The following is a 15,971-nucleotide window of genomic DNA, read 5'->3' as shown; positions in this document are numbered from 1 at the left end:
GACCCCGCCGGCGAAGGCATTACTGCTTCTCCGGCTCCGTGCCTTGCCCCAGCAGCGCGAGCATCCCGCCTTCCAGCGCCTCCATGTGCCGCGACAACTGGGGCGTCGATTCCTTCGAGATCTTCATGTAGCCCCTGAACGTGCGCAGCAACTGGCCGCGGTCGGGGTGGTGCAGGAGCACCGTGGCCAGTGCGGCTTGCAGCACCTGCACCTGCGCGGCCAGCATCATCTGGTTTTCCACCAGGCCCTGGATGCTCTGGGTGTGAACCTCGAGCATCTCCTTCAGTTCGTTCTCGTCCATGTCCATGCGGGCCTCGTTCGCTTGCTTCGCAGGATTGTGACACCGGGCCGTGGATCAGGTTCGCACCGCCGGCGGCGCCGTTTTCGGCTGGTAATCGCACCAGCAGGCGACCGCGCACTCCCAGCATTTCGGCAGGCGGGCCACGCAGACATAGCGGCCATGCAGGATCAGCCAGTGGTGCGCATCCACGAGATACGGTTTCGGCACGCGCTGCATCAGCTTGCGCTCCACCTCCACCGGGTCCTTGCCCGGCGCCAGGCCCGTGCGGTTGCTGACGCGAAAGACATGGGTGTCCACCGCCATCGCGTCCTCGCCGAACGCGACGTTGAGCACCACGTTGGCCGTCTTGCGGCCGACGCCGGGGAGGGCCTCCAGCTCCTCGCGGTTGCGAGGCACCCGGCCGCCGTGCCGCTCCACCAGGAGGCGGCAGGTCTCGAGCAGATGCTTGGCCTTCATGCGGTACAGGCCGATGGTCTTGATGTAATGCTCCAGCCCGTCCTGCCCCAGCGCGAGGATGGCCTGCGGCGTGTTGGCGACGTGGAAAAGGTGGCGCGTGGCCTTGTTCACGCCCGCATCGGTGGCTTGCGCGGACAGCAGCACCGCGGCCAGCAGCTCGAACACGGTGCTGTATTCCAGCTCGCTCACGGGGGACGGGTTGGCCGCCTTCAGGGTGGCGAAGAAGGGTTCGATGTCTTCGTCTTTCATCGGCGGCAGTTTAGGTGGGGCCGGGGCCGCGTCGGCAGTGGTAGGATTGTTGACAATCGATCATCGACATCCTTGAGCGCCACCACCTCCGCCTCGGCCAGTCAGGGCCTGCCCCGCGTGCGCGTGGAGCGGGTGCCCAAGAGCACGTTCCGCCAGCACATCGCCGAGCGCTTGCGTGCAGCCATCCTCGAGGGCGAACTCGGCCCGGGTGCCCAGCTCGTCGAAAGCGCGCTGGCCGCGCAGTTCGACGTCAGCCGCGGACCGTTGCGCGAAGCCTTGCGCCAGCTCGTGGAAGAGGGCTTGCTGGTGACGGTGCCCTATACCGGCACGCACGTGATCTCGCTGTCCGTCGACGACGTGCGCGAGATCTACTCGATGCGGATCACGCTGGAGCGCTTCGCCTTCGAGCAGGCCTGGGACAAGCGCGACGATGCCTTCCGGCGCGAGCTGCTGCGGCGGCACGAAGCACTCACCGCCTGCATCGACGCACGCGACGACGCGGCCAGCATCCTGGCCGAGCTCGACCTGCATGGCCTCGCCTACGAGGCCAGCGGCCATCGCTTGCTGCAGCGCGCCTGGCAAAGCCTGCGCGGCCGCCTTCAACTCTATTGGGCGGCGCACCACCGCGCGCACGGCACCCGCGGGCCGCGCCGCGACTCGCACGACAGCTATGTGCAGCTCGCGCTCGGCGACGACCTGCAGGCCATGCTGGACGAGATCGCCACCCACATGGGCCGCGGCGCGCACCAGACCGAACGATTTCTCTCCACCCCTCCCACGTCCCCTCCAGGAGCTTCCTCATGACCACTCGTCGCCACGCCCTTTCCGGCATCGCCGCCGGCGCCGTCGCCCTCGCGCTTCCGCTGGCCACCCGCGCGCAAGCGGGCGGCACGCTGGACGAGATCAGGAAGCGCGGCAGCCTGCGCGTCGGCGTGACGCAGGCGCCGCCCTGGTATTCCAAGGACCCGAAGAACGGCGAATGGTCGTCCGGCCTCGGCGTCTCCATGGGCAAGGCCATGGCTGCCACGCTGGGCGTGAAGTTCGAGCCGGTGGAAGTCACCTGGGGCACGGCGATCGCCGCGCTGCAAAGCAACAAGATCGACATCATCTACATGCTGGACGCCACGCCCGAGCGCGCGCAGGCGGTCGACTTCCCGCAGACGCCGCTGCTGTACTACTCGCTGGCCGTGCTGGCCAAGGACAGCCTGCCGGTTGCCAAGTGGAGCGACCTGAACAAGCCGGAGGTGAAGATCGCGGTGCCGCAGGCGAGCAGCATGGACAAGTTCGTCACGGAGAATGCGCCGAACGCTTCGATCCAGCGCTTCCCCGGCAACACCGAAGCCATCGCCGCCTTCCAGGCCGGCCGCGTCGACGCGGTATGCCTGTTCCACCCGCCGCTGCTGGCCGCGCGCCAGCGCCTGGGCGCCGGCAAGATCGTGGTGCCGACGCCGGCGCAGTCGCAGCCTTCCAGCGCTGCGGTGCGCAAGGAAGACAACAAGGCCTTCCTGGCCTTCGTCGACAAGTCGCTGGGCGAGTACTACAAGAGCCGCCAGACGCAGAAGTGGTACGAGGAGTTCCTGGTCGGCTTCGGCCTGGACCCCAAGGCCTCGCCGCCCGTGATGAAGGAAATGCTCTAACCGATTTGCGACGACGGGCGCGGCGCCATGTACACCTGGGACTTCACGCCCGTCATCGCCAATGCGCCCCTGCTCGCGCAGGGGCTCGCCAACACGCTGAAGGTCACCGGCACCGCGCTGGCCTTCGGCGTTCCGCTGGGGCTGGTGCTGGCGCTGCTGCGCCTGTCGCCGCGCAAGGCGCTGTCCTGGCCGGCCGGCTTCATCATCGAGTTCTTCCGCACCACGCCACCGCTGGTGCAGCTGTTCTGGTTCTTCTTCGCCTTGCCGATGCTGCTGGACGTGGAGATGACGCCGTTCGCGGCCGCGGCCATCACCTTCTCGATCCAGTCCTCGGCCTTCTTCGCCGAGGTGTTCCGCGGCGGCATCGTGTCGATCGAACGCGGGCAATGGGAGGCGGGCCGGGCGCTGGGCATGACCCAGTCGCAGGCGATGCGGCGCATCATCCTGCCGCAGGCCGTCAAGCGCATGATCCCGGCCTTCCTGGAACGCTCGATCGAGCTGATGAAGACCACGACGCTGGTGGCGACGGTTTCCTACGCCGACCTGCTGTTCCAGGCCAACGAGCTGGCGCAGAAGACGTTCCGGCCGCTGGAGGTGTTCACGGTGGTGGCGCTGATCTACTTCACGGTCATCTTCGCCGCCAGCCTGCTGGTGCACCGTGTCGAGCGGCGCCTCGCCGTCAGCGGCGAAACCACGGTGCATTGAACGATGAAGTGGGATTTCGCTTCCGTCTTCTCGAACACCGACGCGCTGCTCGCGGGTGCGGCGGGCACGCTGCGCATCTTCGCAATCTGCCTGGTGGCGGGTCTCAGCCTCGGGCTCGTGGTCGGCCTCGCGCGGTATTCGCGACGGCGCGTGTTCTACATCCCGGCCAGCGTGTTCATGGAGTTCTTCCGCAACACGCCGGTGCTGGTGCAGATCCTCTGGTTCTACTTCGCCTTCCCCATGATCTCGCCGTTCGAGATCAGCCCGCTCATGGCGGCCGCCCTGGGCATCTCGCTGAACTCCGCCGCGTTCTCGGCCGAGATCTACCGCGGCGGCATCCAGTCGATCGACAACGGCCAATGGGAAGGCGCCCGCGCGCTGGGCATGACGTATGCGCAGGCGATGCGCCGCGTGATCCTGCCGCAGGCGCTGCGGCGCATGCTGCCGCCGCTGACCAATCGCGGCATCGAGATTTTCAAGATGTCCACGCTCGCCTCCGTCGTGGCCTACGTGGAGCTGCTGCAGCAGGGCAAATTGATCGCCTCGCTCAACTACAACCCGATCGAGGCCTACACCGTCGTCGCCTTGATCTTCTTCGTGCTGCTCTACCCCCTGGTGCAGGCGACCTATGCCTTGGAGCGGCGCCTGCGCCGGGCCGATTGATGACCACCACTTCTGCCTTGCTGCGCGTGAGCGGGCTGCACAAATCCTTCGGCCGCGACCCGGTGCTCAAGGGCATCGACCTGGACGTGGCGCCGGGCGACCGCATCGCCATCCTGGGCGCCTCGGGTTCGGGCAAGAGCACGCTGCTGCGCTGCCTGAACTTCATGGAACAGCCCACCGCCGGCCGGGTGGAACTGGGCGGCCGCGCCATCGGCACCGAGCGCAAGCTGCGTGACGGCAGCACCGCGATGACGTACCAGGAAGCGGAGCTCACGCAAGTGCGGCAGCGGGTGGGCATGGTGTTCCAGCAGTTCAACCTGTTCCCGCACATGACGGCCCTGGCCAACGTGATGGAAGGCCTTCGCACGGTGCGCGGCATGCCGCGCGACGAGGCCGAGACGCGCGGGATGGAGCAACTGCGCCGCGTCGGGCTGGAGGAGAAGGCGCAGCACTACCCGTCGCGTCTGTCGGGCGGGCAGAAGCAGCGGGTGGCCATCGCCAGGGCGCTGGCGATGGAGCCGGAACTGCTGCTGTTCGACGAGCCGACCTCGGCGCTGGACCCGGAACTGGTGGGCGAGGTGCTGGGCGTGATCCGCGCGCTGGCGCAGGAGGGCCGCACCATGCTGCTGGTCACGCACGAGATCGGCTTCGCCTACCACTACGCCAATCGCGTGCTGTTCCTGGCCGACGGCGTCATCCACGAAGCGGGCACGCCCGACGAAGTGCTGAAGCACCCGAAGCAGGCGCGCACGCAGGCCTTCCTGGCCAGCCACAACGAATTCACCTTCTGAGCAGTCGCATGAAACAGCTTTCCGATTCCAGCGCCCAGGGTTACGCGCACGACGCGCGCAACGACGCCGTGCTCGTCTACGTCAATGGCGAGTACTTTCCCCGCAACGAAGCGCGCGTCTCCGTCTTCGACAGCGGCTTCGTGCTGGGGGACGGCGTGTGGGAGGGGCTGCGCCTGGTGCGCGGCCGCCTGATCAGCCTGGAGGCGCACATGGACCGGCTGTACGAGGGTGCGCGCTCGATCGCCCTGGACATCGGCCTGACGCGTGACGAGATGAAGCAGGCGTTGTGGCAGGTGCTGGAGCGCAATGGCATGCAGGACGGCGCGCACCTGCGCCTGATGGTCACGCGCGGCATGAAGAAGACGCCCAACCAGGACCCGCGCTTCGTCATCGGCAAGGCCACGGTGGTGATCGTGGCCGAGTACAAGGCGCCCAAGCCGGAGACGCGCGCCAAGGGCCTGACGCTCTTCACCTCGACCTTCCGCACCAGCGGGCCGGACGTGTTCGACCTGCGGCTGAACTCGCACAGCCGCCTGAACCTGATCCAGGCGCTGATCCAGGCCATCAACGCCGGCGCCGACGAGGCGCTGATGCTGGACCCGCGCGGCTTCGTCGCCAGCTGCAACTCCACCAACTTCTTCATCGTGCGCGGCCAGGAGCTCTGGACATCCACGGGCCTGTACAACTTCAAGGGCATCACGCAGGCGACGGTGGGCGAGGTTTGGCGCGCCGCCGGCGGCGCGGCGCGGGAATGCGATTTCACGCTGGCGCAGGTCTACTCGGCCGACGAGGCCTTCGTGACCGGCACGTTGGGCGGCGTCACGCCCGTGACGCGCATCGATGGGCGCGTGATCGGCAACGGGGTGCCGGGACCGATGACGGCAAGGGCGAGTGACTTGTACCTGGCGTCGGTGGCGCCGCTACAAGCCTGACGTGCCTTCCTCCCTCTCCCTCTGGGAGAGGGCTGGGGTGAGGGCCGCCCGCCGAGAGCACGTCACGCATGCCCTCACCCCAACCCTCTCCCAAGGGGAGAGGGAGGAAGACAGAGTCAAGGGAGCAGTTCCGCCGCAAGCGCCGCGATGATCGCCGCCTTCGTCGACTCCCTCCGCTGCACCAGCGCCATCCTGCGCTCCTCGGCCCGCGGAATCTCCACGACGCGCAGCTTGCCGTCCTGCGCCCAGCGCGCATCGCGCAGCAGCGGCACGACGGCGACGCCGAGGTCGGAGCGCACCAGGTCGGCGATGCTCTCCAGCGAGTTCAGCTCCAGCAGTTCCACCGGCTTGATCCGCAGGCGGCGCAGCGTGCGGTCCACCAGGCGGCCCGTGTGCTGGGTCGGGTCGAAGCGGATGAAGGGATGCCTCTGCAGGATGGCGCGCGCGTCGGTTTCATCCAGCTTGCGCGGCACCAGCAGCACCATGGGCTCTCCGTACAGCGGAGTCCAGGCCAGGTCCTTGCCGACACCCGGCTCGCGCACCGCCACCGCCGCGTCGAGTTCCCCCGACTGCACGCGTGCGATCAGTTCGATCGACTTTGCCGCGCTGACGTGCAGGTCCAACGCGGCGTGCCGCGCCTTGAGGGCGAGCGTCGCCTGGATCAGCGGCCGCACGGCGGAGACCACGGCGCCCAGGTGCACCGTTCCGGCCATGGCGCCGGAGTCGGCGGCAGGCGCCAGCATCTGCTCGTACGAGCTCAGCAGCCGGCGAACCTGCGGCACCAGCGCGCGCCCGACATCGTTGAGCACCACGGACTTGCCCTGCCGCTCGAACAGCGGCCGGCGCAGCTCGGACTCCAGCGCGCGCATCTGCTGGCCCACGGCCGCTTGCGTGAGCGCGACACGCGGCGCGGCGGCGGCGAACGATCCTTCCGCCGCCACGGCCACGAAGGTCTTCAGGAGCCGGATGCTGCTCATGCCGCCATGCTAAAGCAGGACTATCGGGTGGCTAAAGGATTATTCGCTTTTCCTTTGCTGTGGGGGTTCCTATGATCGCGGCATGAAGAACTTCGACTTCCACAATCCCTATCCGACCACGCGCATCCCGGTGTTCGCGCGCAACGCGGTGTCCACGTCGCACCCGCTGGCCGCGCAAGCCGGCTTGCGCATCCTCTGGAAGGGAGGCAACGCGGTGGATGCCGCCATCGCGGCGGCGGCGGCCATGATGATCTGCGAGCCGGTGAGCAACGGACTGGGCAGCGACGCCTTCGCGATCCTGTGGGACGGCAAGCAGTTGCAAGGCATCAACGGCTCGGGCCCGGCCCCCGCGGCCTGGACGCCCCAGTACTTCGAGAAGAAGTACGGCGCCGATGCGAAGACCCCGCCCAAGCGCGGCATCGACTCGGTGAGCATCCCCGGCGCGGTCGGCATGTGGATGGCGCTGTCGCAGCGTTACGGCAAGCTGCCTTTCGGCGACCTGATCGCGCCTGCCATCGAGATCGCGGAGCGCGGCTACCTGGTGCCCATCGTCGTGCAGCAGAAGTGGGAGGCCGCGACGCCGGAACTGAAGGACCAGCCCGGGTTCGCCAGGTCCTTCCTTCCGTGGGGCCGCGCACCGAAGGTCGGTGAGATGTTCCAGTTCCCCGCCGCGGCACGTGCCCTGCGCCTGATCGCCGAGACCAAGGGCGAGGCGTACTACAAGGGCGAGATCGCCGAGGCGCTGGCGCGCTTCAGCAAGGAGAACGGCGGCGCGCATACGGTGCAGGACTTCGCCAACTACCGGCCGGAGTGGGTGACGCCGGTCGCCAAGAACTACCGCGGCTACACGGTGCACGAGATCCCGCCCAACGGCCAGGGCATCGCGGCGCTGATGGCGCTGGGCATCCTGGACAAGTTCGACCTGGCCTCGCACAAGATCGATGGCGCCGACTCGCAGCATCTGCAGATCGAGGCGATGAAGCTCGCCTTCGCCGACACCTACCGCTACGTGGCGGAGCCCTCCAGCATGGAGCTGACGCCGGCGCAGATGCTGGACGACGGCTATCTCGCCAGCCGCGCCAGGCTGATCGACATGAAGCGCGCGCAGGACTTCAAGGCCGGCAACCCGGTCAAGGGCGGCACCATCTACCTGACGGCCGCCGACGAGAACGGCATGATGATCAGCTTCATCCAGAGCAACTACATGGGCTTCGGCTCAGGCTGCGTGGAGCCCACCTTCGGCATCAGCCTGCAGAACCGCGGCCACGGCTTCAGCACCCAGCCGGGCCCGAACCAGGTGGCGCCGGGCAAACGCCCCTTCCATACCATCATCCCGGCCTTCCTCACCAAGGACGGCGCCCCGGTCATGAGCTTCGGCGTGATGGGCGGCAACATGCAGCCGCAGGGCCACATGCAGACGCTGGTGCGCATGCTCGACTATCACCAGAGCCCTCAAGCGGCATGCGATGCGCCGCGCTGGCGTTTCAATGCGGGACTGGAGATCAACGTCGAGAAGCAGATGCCGCAGGCGACGGTGCAGGAACTGATCGGCCGCGGCCACCGCATGGAAGTGATCAACGACAACTACCAGGACTTCGGCGCCGGCCAGTTCATCTGGCGCATGGGCGATCCGAAGAAAGAGGGCTACGTGGTCGCTTCGGATTCGCGGAGGGATGGGTTGGCGGCGGGGTTCTAGGGCGGGACGGCGGGGTGCGCGTTGCGCAACCCGCCCTACGCAAATGCCCCGCGGCGATGGCGTGGCTAGACCCGTAGGGCGGGTTCGCGCCAGCGACCCCGCCACTTCACTTGCAGCTGTAGCTGCCCGCCTCCTTCGCCGGCCCGCTCCCGTTCCACGTGATCTTCTTCGGATACACGCAAATGGGATAAGCGGTGGCGTTGTCGCGGGAGCGGATCACGATCTGCTCCGGCGCGACACCGCGCTCCACCCAGTCCACGAGTGCGCTGAACAACGGGTCCTGCTCCGGGGTGGGGTTCTGGTTGGCGTTGCCCGGCAGCATGGGCATCGGCACGATGTTGTTGTTGCCGCCGACCGTGGAGGCGCGGCCCTGCGAGCTGTGCGCCATGCCGGGCATGTTGTACATGCGCAGGAACTTCTGCGTCTCCGCGTCACCGCCCGCCGCCGCCTTGACGCGCTCGTAGTAGTTCACCGAGCCCTGCGGCGGAATCACGTCTTCGGCCAGGCCGCTCCACAGGATCATCTTGCGTCCGAGGCGGCGAAACTGCGCCAGCTCCGGCTTGTCCGTCATGTAGTCGCGCAGCATCTGCTGGGCGGACACGCGCTGGAAAGCATCCGCGTAGCTCGCGTAAGTGAGTTCCTGCCAGCGGTTGCGCACCGGCGTCGATGTGTTCGTGATCGGCGTGCCGCCGCCCGCGTTGGCATCGCCGGCATAGCGCACGTCGGCCATGGCGATCGCCAGCATGTCGGTGCTGGCGCCGGTGATCACGCCGTTCAGGCTGGAGCCGCGGGGGAAGCCCCACCACAGCTGCTTCGGGCCCAGCACAGCGCCGCTGCGGTTGGCATACGACTGGTTGGAGACCGGGACATAGCTGCCGTCCGAGGTCGGCCCGTGCCAGATCTTGTTCAGCGCGAGCGCCTCCTTGGGGCTCATGCAGGTCGCCGCGTCAGCGTTGGTGCCCAGCACGCCTTCGCCGACGGCGCTGGTGCAAAGCGCCTCCGCCTCGCGCAGCGGGTCGTAGGTGCAGGCAGCCGGGTCCAGCAGGAAACCGAGCTTCTCGCGGTCGCAGCTGGCGACGGCGCGCGCGTTGACTGCCGCCACCTTGCGCGCGAAAGCGGTCGCCGCCGGCTTGTCCAGCGCGGTGAAGCCCAGTTCCATCTTCATCACGACCTGCGGGTACAGGCTGGAGAGGCTGAACTTCGGCACGCTCACCGCCGGCTGTCCGATCAGGAAGCCGTCGTATTGCTCCGGCCATTCCTGCGCCGCCTTCAGGCCCTGGCGCCCGCCTTGCGAGTGCCCGTCGTAATAGGAGAAGCGCGGCGCACGGCCGTAGTAAGCCTCCACCAGGGCGCGGGTCTTGATCGCCTGCTCGTGGATCGCGCGGCTGTTCATGTCCCAGAAGCTGTCCTGGTTGATGCTGCCGCTGGAGAGGAACGCGAAGGAGGCGTCCTGGTAGTGCGGCTGGCCGCCATCGTGCGTGGACGATGCATAGCCCATGTTCGCATTGGCCAGCGCCGGCAGCTTGCTGCCGATCTTGTCGGCGTAGCGGTGGCCGCCGCCGACCCAGCCGCCGCCGCCGTAGTTGCGGATGCGCTCGTTCCAGCCGGCGCGCTCGGGCAGCCAGACTTCCATGCCGATGCCCTCGGAGTACGAGCGCGCGCTGCGGTCCCTTTCCGTTGCGGTCGAACCGGGGCCCACCAGCAGCTTCACCAGGCACATGTCACGGGCGATGGTGACCGGCGTCGTCGAGTCCACCGCGATGATCTGCTCGCCCTTGGCCACGCGGCGCACCGACACGACGGTGGTGTTGGCGTCCGGCTTGAAGGATGTCTTGATGCCGTCGTCACACGCGAGCGTGCGGCTCGCGGCGGGCTGGACGGGCGCGACGCTGGTGCAGGCAGGCAGCAATGCCGCGGCGAGCACCGCGCCCGTGAGGAACGGGAACTGGGTCATGGCTTTGTTTCCAGGAAGGGGGTGGGCAGAAAATCAGCCGGTTCGCAGCTTCAGCTGCCCGGGCAGGGGCACGGAACGCCGCAGGACGTCTTCGCCCAGCCACAGCGCCGAGCGGCGCGCGCGCTGGGCCACCATCGGCAGCGGCATCTGCACGTAGTCGTCGTTGAACACCTCGAAACTGTAGTCGCCCGTGTAGCCCAGCGTGTCGAGTTTCAGCACCATCTGCACCAGCTCTTGCGTGTGCACGCCTTCACCGGGGAAGACGCGGAAGGTGCGCGCCGTGGCCATGCGCTCCTCGAACGTGCGCGTTTCCTGCCACATGAAGTCGGACAACTGCACCAGGAAGATCTTGCCGGGGTCGAGGTCCTCGATCGCGTCCAGCGAGGTGCCCGCCGCGAGGATGTGGAAGGAGTCGATGCCGATGCCGAGGTTGGGGCAGTCCGCGCGGCACACCACGTCCCATGCGGTCGTGAATTCGTTGACCGTGCGGCCCCACGACAGGCCTTCGTAGGCGATGCGGATGCCGAACGGGATGGCCAGCATGGCCAGCTTGCGCAGGTCGCGCGCGATGTGGTCGAGGTCTTGCGACGCGTGCGTGGAAGTGGAAGAGCACGCCAGCAGCACGTCGCAGCCGAGCGCGGCGCACATCTCCAGCATGGTCCTGGCGATGTCCACCTTGTACTGGTGCAGGTGGCCCGACAGGCCTTCGAAGTCGCGCAGCACCTGGAAACCGGTGCCCCGCAGCCCGCTGCCACGCACCGCCTTCACGGCGGCCTGCCAGCCCTGCGGATGGCCGACCAGGTCGTTGGCCTTGAGCATCACCTGGGCGAAGCCGGCTTCCTGCATCGCCTCCAGCTTGGCCTCCAGCGGGCCGGCCAGCGTGATCGTGTCCATGCCGAAGTCGGCGATGGCCTGCTGCAGGCTGGGCCGGTGGTTCATCGAGCGTCCACCTGGCTGTGCACCAGCTCGAACACCACGCTGCCGAGGTACGTCTTGCTGATGGCGCCGCGGCGCTCGGTATGCACCGCCTCGGTCTCCATGAATTCCATGCCGAGCGCCCGCAGCGCGCGCACGGCCGCCAGCACGTCGGGCACGCCCAGGCCCACCCGCTGCAGCCTCTCCGCCCCGGACTCGATGAAGTCGATCTCCGGCTCGATCACCTGCAGCATGAAGCGGTTGCGCGGCTGCAGCGCGGGGGCGCGCAGCAGCTTGCCGGCCGGCATGATGCCGAAGCGCTGTTCGTCGGGAATGGCGCGGATGCCGAACAGCTCCTCGTAGAACTCGAGCCAGTCGTTGGTGCGGCCGATGCCGATGTACTGCACGATGCCGAAGAAGTGCAGGCCGGCGGTGGCCGGCGGCCGTGGGTCGACACCGGGCACCGCGATGAAGTCGACGTCGTAGATCGAGAACTCCCGGTAGCGGTCGACCAGGTAGATCCGGCTGCCGCCGACGCCGTGGATGGCCGGGATGTTCAGCTCCATCGCCTCGGGGTGCGTGGGCACCTCCCAGGCGCCGCGCTCGAGGGCGTAGCGGTAGGCGGCGCGCGCGTCGCGCACGCGCAATGCGACGGCGCTGATCGCCGGTGCTTCCTCGCCGTGGGTGGCGCCCTCGGCGTCGCTCGGATGCGCGTTGACCACCACGTTCATGTCGCCCTGGCGGTACAGCGTCACCTCGCGGGAGCGGTGGCGGGCGACGGGACGGAATCCCATCATCTCCAGCACCTGCCCCAGCGCCTGCGGCTTGGTCGTCGCGTATTCGATGAACTCGACGCCGTCCAGGCCGACCGGGTTGTCCTCGTCGCTCAGCGCGTCCTGCAGGGGTTCGCGCGCGTGCTCGGGTTGCAGGAGCAGGTCGGACATTTCAATACTCCAGGCGGGCCACCGAGCGCAGCGTGTCCGCGTCGGTGGTGGGAAATCCGAAGAACTCCAGGTACGCGGGGATCATCTCGAACAGCATGTCCGTGCCCACCTGCACCCGGCAGCCGCGGGCACGCGCGGCCAGCAGCAGGGCGGTCATCTCCGTCTTCATCACCACCTCGCCGACGAAGGCCTGCGGCTCCAGGCGGCTCACATCCACCGGCAGGGGATCGCCCGCGTTCATCCCCAGCGGCGTCGCATTGACGACCAGCTCGAAGCCGGCGGGGTCGTTGCTGCCGGTGGTGACGCGGATGCCGGGGTAGTTCGCCTGCAAGCGGCCGGCCAGCGCCTTGGCCGAAGCCGCATCGACGTCGTAGAGGGCCAGGGTGTGGACGCCCGCGGCAGCCAGCGAAGCGGCGATCGCCGAGCCGACGCCGCCGCTGCCCACCACCAATGCGCGCGCACCGCGCAGCTCCAGGCCCTTGCGCTTGAGTCCCCGGACGAAACCCTCGCCGTCGAACATGTCACCCACCAGGCGGCCGTCGCCGGTGCGCTTGACGGCGTTGCAGGAGCCCGCCACGCGGACCACCGGCGTGACCTCGTCGCACAAGCCCACCACGGCCACCTTGTGCGGCATGGTGATCAGCGCGCCGCGGACGTTCTCCAGCGCGAACACGCTGCGCAGCACGGTGGGAAAACTGCGGGGCTGGCAGCCCATGGGCACCACGACGGCATTGACGCCGATAGATTCGAAATAGGGGTTGTAGATCATCGGCGCCTTGAAGGCGTGCGTCGGCCACCCGAGGTGGGCGATCAGCTCCGTGTCTCCGTTGATCGACACGCCGATTACTTCCTTGCCTTGTCCAGCTCCGTCATGATGGCCTTGACGGTGGCATCGCCGACGTTGGCGGAATGCTTGGCCACCACCGGCTTCATCTTCTCGCGCAGCTTGGCGACCTCCGCGGCGGGCAGCTCGCTGACCTGCATGCCGCCCTTCTTCAGGTCTTCCAGGCCGGCCTGCAGCGCGGCGCGCGACTGCGTGCGCTGGTAGGCGATGGATTCGCGGGCGGCGTCTTCCAGGATCTTGCGGTCGCCCGCGGCCAGCGTGTCCCAGAACTTCTTGCTGATCACGATCGACTGCGGGTTGTACTGGTGATTGGTGAGCGTCATGTACTTCTGAACTTCGTACAGCTTGGCGCCCTTGATGGTGGCCACCGGGTTCTCCTGGCCGTCCACCGCCTTCTGTTCCAGTGCGGCATAGAGCTCGGGGAAGGGCAGCGGGGTGGGGTTGGCGCCCAGCGCGGTGACCCAGTCCACGTTGATCGGGTTCGGGATGACGCGCAGCTTCAGGCCGGCGATGTCTTCCACCTTGGTGATGGGGCGCTTGCTGTTGGTGATGTGGCGAAAGCCCAGCTCGTAGTAGCCCAGGCCGACCAGGCCTTTTTCTTCCAGCTTGGCATGCAGCGCCTTGCCGAACGGGCCGTCCACCACCGCGTCGGCTTCCCTGGGATTGCCGAACATGAAGGGGAAGTCGTAGATGGCGAAGTCCTTCACCAGGCTGGCGAAGATGCCGGAGTTCATGGACGCCATCTCCAGCGTGCCGCCCTGCAGGGACGAGACGTTGGACTGGTCGCTGCCCAGCGCGCCGCCGGGGAACACCTGCACCTTGAGCTTGCCGCCGGACTTCTGCTCCACCAGTTCGCCGAACTTCTCCATGCCGAGGACGATCGGGTGGCCCTTGGCGTTCTGGTTGGCGAACTTGATGGTGCGGGTCTGGGCCTGCGCCATGCCGAATGCGGCGACGGCGACGGCCGCTACCAGGGTCTTGAGGATCAGTCGTTTCATGGGGGTGGTCTCCCGGTGCGTTGCAAGAGGAAATCAGCCGGACAACCAGCGGGCCGGCGCCATCACCAGTTGCGGGAACAGGACCATCAGGAACATCATCGCGAACTGCGCCACCATGAAGGGCCACACGCCCTTGGTGACTTCGTCCATGCTGATCTTGCCGACGCCGGCCACGGTGCTGAGCACCGTGCCCACCGGCGGCGTGATGAGGCCGATGGCGTTGTTGATCATGAAGAGCACGCCGAAGTAGACGGGGTCGATGCCCGCAGCCTTGACCAGCGGCATCAGGACCGGCGTGAGGATCAGGATGGTGGGCGTCATGTCCATGGCCGTGCCCACCAGCATGGTCAGCAGCATGATCGCGATCATCAGAAGGGTGGGGCTGTCCAGCAGCGGCTTGAGCAGCGTCACCAGTTCGGCGGGCAGGTTGGCCACGGTGATCATCCAGGCCGACACCATCGCGGCGGCCACCAGGAACATGATCACGGCGGTGGTCTTGGCGGCCGCCTCGAACAGGCCATAGAGCTGCCTGATCTTCAGCTCCCGGTACACCACGGTGGAGATGAACAGCGAATACACGGCTGCCACCACGGCGGCTTCCGTCGGCGTGAAGACGCCGAACTTCAGTCCGAACACCACGATGCAGGGCAGCACCAGCGCGAAGGTGGCGTCCTTCAATGCCACCAGCACTTCCGCGCGGGTCGCGCGTGGCGCCGCCTGGATCTTGTCCTTGCGCACCAGCCACCACCAGGTGAACCACAGCGCCGCGCCCAGCATCAGGCCGGGCGCGATGCCGGCCAGGAACAGCTTGGAGATGGAGACGTTGGCCGCCACGCCGAACACCACGAAGCCAATGCTGGGCGGAATGATCGGGGCGATGATGCTGGCCGATGCCAGCAGGCCGGCCGAGCGCGCCTTGTCATAGCCGGCCCGGTTCATCATCGGCAGCAGCAGGGCGGCCAGCGCCGCGGCGTCGGCAACGGCGGAGCCGGACAGCGCCGCCATGATGATGGCCGCCATGATGCCGACGTAGCCGAGGCCGCCGCGCACGTGGCCCACCAGCGTCATGGCGAAGTTGACGATGCGGCGCGACAGGCCGCCCGCGTTCATGATCTCGCCGGCCAGCATGAAGAAAGGCACGGCCAGCAGCGGGAAGCTGTTGGCGCCTTCGATCACGTTCTGCGCCAGGATCTGCGCGTCGAACATGTTCATGTGCCACATCAATGCGGCGCCGCAGGCGAGCAGGGCAAAGGCAATCGGCACGCCGAGGGCCATGGCGCCCAGCAGGGATCCCAGGAAGATGGCAATGGTCATGGGGGGGTCACCTGGGGGGAGTTCTTGGGGTCGCCGTGCGGCATGTCGTCGGACTCGGTGATGCCGATCAGCTCGCTCTCGCGGATCTGGCCCGACAGCAGCTTCCACAGGTCGCTGAGGATGAAGACGCAGGCGACCACCGAGAAGAAGAGGCCCGACGCGTAGAAATAGCCCATGGACAGCTCCATCACCGCGCTGGTGCTGCCCCAATTGATGACGGTCTGTTGCCAGGCTCCGCGAAACATCACCCAGCAGAGATAGAGCATCAGCACGTGGGTGAGGCCCAGGCAGATCTTCTTGCCGAGGACCGGCAGGCGCGAGACGAGCGAGTCCGTTCCCAGGTGGTGGTGCGTCCGCAGCGCTATCAGCGCGCCGAGGAAGGTCATCCACACGAAGAGCCAGCGGGAAAGCTCCTCGGAAACGGTGATGCCGCTATTGAATGCATAGCGCAGCACGACGTTCCCGAACACCATGACGACCATGGCCGCGAGGAACATCACCATCACGAAGGCCATCACCCGGCAAAACCGGTCGAGAAGGTTCTGGAACCACATGGCCCGATTTTGTACGGGTTGGTTACTTTTGCAGTTGAGGG

The 15,971-nt window shown here is 67.4% G+C and carries 17 protein-coding genes; 7 read left to right on the top strand and 10 right to left on the bottom strand.

Features of this window, described 5'->3' with window-relative positions; all coding sequences use genetic code 11:
• Positions 1-19 precede the first annotated feature (19 nt).
• Positions 20-307 carry a hypothetical protein gene (locus tag WG902_RS05030; protein WP_340058840.1) on the bottom strand — a complete coding sequence of 96 codons (288 nt, stop codon included), beginning with the start codon at positions 305-307 and terminating at the stop codon, positions 20-22.
• Positions 308-355: 48 nt separating this feature from the next.
• Positions 356-1,006, bottom strand: a complete 651-nt coding sequence (gene nth / locus WG902_RS05025) for an endonuclease III (RefSeq protein WP_340058839.1) — start codon at positions 1,004-1,006, stop codon at positions 356-358.
• Between the two features lie 72 nt (positions 1,007-1,078).
• Here nth and WG902_RS05020 point away from each other — a divergent pair, with 72 nt between their 5' ends.
• From WG902_RS05020 to WG902_RS04995, 6 genes are read left to right on the top strand one after another with little or no spacing between them, the layout of a single operon-like run.
• Positions 1,079-1,810, top strand: a complete 732-nt coding sequence (locus WG902_RS05020; protein WP_340058838.1) for a GntR family transcriptional regulator — start codon at positions 1,079-1,081, stop codon at positions 1,808-1,810.
• On the top strand, positions 1,807-2,643 hold the full coding sequence (locus WG902_RS05015) for a transporter substrate-binding domain-containing protein (protein WP_340058837.1): 837 nt from the start codon (positions 1,807-1,809) through the stop codon (positions 2,641-2,643). The genes WG902_RS05020 and WG902_RS05015 overlap by 4 nt, the downstream gene beginning before the upstream one ends.
• 27 nt (positions 2,644-2,670) lie before the next feature.
• Positions 2,671-3,348, top strand: a complete 678-nt coding sequence (locus tag WG902_RS05010) for an amino acid ABC transporter permease (RefSeq protein ID WP_340058836.1) — start codon at positions 2,671-2,673, stop codon at positions 3,346-3,348.
• Between the two features lie 3 nt (positions 3,349-3,351).
• Entirely contained in the window at positions 3,352-4,011 is a 660-nt protein-coding gene (locus WG902_RS05005) for an amino acid ABC transporter permease (protein WP_340058835.1), read from the top strand.
• Positions 4,011-4,802, top strand: a complete 792-nt coding sequence (locus WG902_RS05000) for an amino acid ABC transporter ATP-binding protein (RefSeq protein ID WP_340058834.1) — start codon at positions 4,011-4,013, stop codon at positions 4,800-4,802. The genes WG902_RS05005 and WG902_RS05000 overlap by 1 nt, the downstream gene beginning before the upstream one ends.
• Before the next feature lie 8 nt (positions 4,803-4,810).
• The gene (locus WG902_RS04995) at positions 4,811-5,734 is read left to right on the top strand and encodes an aminotransferase class IV (RefSeq protein WP_340058833.1); all 924 of its coding nucleotides are present in this window, start codon (positions 4,811-4,813) and stop codon (positions 5,732-5,734) included.
• Between the two features lie 116 nt (positions 5,735-5,850).
• On the opposite strand, the gene WG902_RS04990 is transcribed toward WG902_RS04995, so the two are convergent.
• A complete protein-coding gene (locus WG902_RS04990) occupies positions 5,851-6,711 on the bottom strand; it encodes a LysR substrate-binding domain-containing protein (RefSeq protein WP_340058832.1) in 861 nt (286 codons plus the stop codon).
• An 82-nt stretch (positions 6,712-6,793) separates the two neighbouring features.
• Here WG902_RS04990 and WG902_RS04985 point away from each other — a divergent pair, with 82 nt between their 5' ends.
• Positions 6,794-8,407 carry a gamma-glutamyltransferase family protein gene (locus WG902_RS04985; RefSeq protein WP_340058831.1) on the top strand — a complete coding sequence of 538 codons (1,614 nt, stop codon included), beginning with the start codon at positions 6,794-6,796 and terminating at the stop codon, positions 8,405-8,407.
• A gap of 106 nt (positions 8,408-8,513) precedes the next feature.
• Here WG902_RS04985 and WG902_RS04980 read toward each other — a convergent pair whose 3' ends face one another.
• From WG902_RS04980 to WG902_RS04950, 7 genes are read right to left on the bottom strand one after another with little or no spacing between them, the layout of a single operon-like run.
• The gene (locus WG902_RS04980) at positions 8,514-10,361 is read right to left on the bottom strand and encodes a tannase/feruloyl esterase family alpha/beta hydrolase (protein ID WP_340058830.1); all 1,848 of its coding nucleotides are present in this window, start codon (positions 10,359-10,361) and stop codon (positions 8,514-8,516) included.
• A 33-nt stretch (positions 10,362-10,394) separates the two neighbouring features.
• Positions 10,395-11,300: a sugar phosphate isomerase/epimerase family protein gene (locus WG902_RS04975; RefSeq protein WP_340058829.1), complete on the bottom strand. Its 906-nt coding sequence runs from the start codon at positions 11,298-11,300 to the stop codon at positions 10,395-10,397.
• On the bottom strand, positions 11,297-12,220 hold the full coding sequence (locus tag WG902_RS04970; protein ID WP_340058828.1) for a 4-hydroxyphenylpyruvate dioxygenase: 924 nt from the start codon (positions 12,218-12,220) through the stop codon (positions 11,297-11,299). Before WG902_RS04970 ends, WG902_RS04975 begins: the two co-directional genes overlap by 4 nt.
• Before the next feature lies 1 nt (position 12,221).
• Positions 12,222-13,058: a shikimate dehydrogenase family protein gene (locus WG902_RS04965; RefSeq protein WP_340058827.1), complete on the bottom strand. Its 837-nt coding sequence runs from the start codon at positions 13,056-13,058 to the stop codon at positions 12,222-12,224.
• A gap of 5 nt (positions 13,059-13,063) precedes the next feature.
• Positions 13,064-14,062, bottom strand: coding sequence for a TRAP transporter substrate-binding protein (locus tag WG902_RS04960; RefSeq protein ID WP_340058826.1), 999 nt, complete (start codon positions 14,060-14,062; stop codon positions 13,064-13,066).
• Positions 14,063-14,095: 33 nt separating this feature from the next.
• Positions 14,096-15,376, bottom strand: a complete 1,281-nt coding sequence (locus tag WG902_RS04955) for a TRAP transporter large permease subunit (protein ID WP_340058825.1) — start codon at positions 15,374-15,376, stop codon at positions 14,096-14,098.
• On the bottom strand, positions 15,373-15,930 hold the full coding sequence (locus WG902_RS04950; RefSeq protein ID WP_340058824.1) for a TRAP transporter small permease: 558 nt from the start codon (positions 15,928-15,930) through the stop codon (positions 15,373-15,375). Before WG902_RS04950 ends, WG902_RS04955 begins: the two co-directional genes overlap by 4 nt.
• Positions 15,931-15,971 lie beyond the last annotated feature (41 nt).

Source organism: Ramlibacter sp. PS3R-8, assembly GCF_037572435.1.
In the GTDB taxonomy this organism is placed as follows: domain Bacteria; phylum Pseudomonadota; class Gammaproteobacteria; order Burkholderiales; family Burkholderiaceae_C; genus Ramlibacter.
This window is presented reverse-complemented; position numbering and strand designations above follow the sequence as displayed.

Bases quoted from the DNA above. Each gene is read 5' to 3' on its own strand.
- WG902_RS05030 (WP_340058840.1), bottom strand. From the start codon at position 307: ATGGACATGGACGAGAACGAACTGAAGGAGATGCTCGAGGTTCACACC.
- nth (WP_340058839.1), bottom strand. From the start codon at position 1,006: ATGAAAGACGAAGACATCGAACCCTTCTTCGCCACCCTGAAGGCGGCC.
- WG902_RS05015 (WP_340058837.1), top strand. From the start codon at position 1,807: ATGACCACTCGTCGCCACGCCCTTTCCGGCATCGCCGCCGGCGCCGTC.
- WG902_RS05010 (WP_340058836.1), top strand. From the start codon at position 2,671: ATGTACACCTGGGACTTCACGCCCGTCATCGCCAATGCGCCCCTGCTC.
- WG902_RS05005 (WP_340058835.1), top strand. From the start codon at position 3,352: ATGAAGTGGGATTTCGCTTCCGTCTTCTCGAACACCGACGCGCTGCTC.
- WG902_RS05000 (WP_340058834.1), top strand. From the start codon at position 4,011: ATGACCACCACTTCTGCCTTGCTGCGCGTGAGCGGGCTGCACAAATCC.
- WG902_RS04995 (WP_340058833.1), top strand. From the start codon at position 4,811: ATGAAACAGCTTTCCGATTCCAGCGCCCAGGGTTACGCGCACGACGCG.
- WG902_RS04990 (WP_340058832.1), bottom strand. From the start codon at position 6,711: ATGAGCAGCATCCGGCTCCTGAAGACCTTCGTGGCCGTGGCGGCGGAA.
- WG902_RS04985 (WP_340058831.1), top strand. From the start codon at position 6,794: ATGAAGAACTTCGACTTCCACAATCCCTATCCGACCACGCGCATCCCG.
- WG902_RS04980 (WP_340058830.1), bottom strand. From the start codon at position 10,361: ATGACCCAGTTCCCGTTCCTCACGGGCGCGGTGCTCGCCGCGGCATTG.
- WG902_RS04975 (WP_340058829.1), bottom strand. From the start codon at position 11,300: ATGAACCACCGGCCCAGCCTGCAGCAGGCCATCGCCGACTTCGGCATG.
- WG902_RS04970 (WP_340058828.1), bottom strand. From the start codon at position 12,220: ATGTCCGACCTGCTCCTGCAACCCGAGCACGCGCGCGAACCCCTGCAG.
- WG902_RS04960 (WP_340058826.1), bottom strand. From the start codon at position 14,062: ATGAAACGACTGATCCTCAAGACCCTGGTAGCGGCCGTCGCCGTCGCC.
- WG902_RS04955 (WP_340058825.1), bottom strand. From the start codon at position 15,376: ATGACCATTGCCATCTTCCTGGGATCCCTGCTGGGCGCCATGGCCCTC.
- WG902_RS04950 (WP_340058824.1), bottom strand. From the start codon at position 15,930: ATGTGGTTCCAGAACCTTCTCGACCGGTTTTGCCGGGTGATGGCCTTC.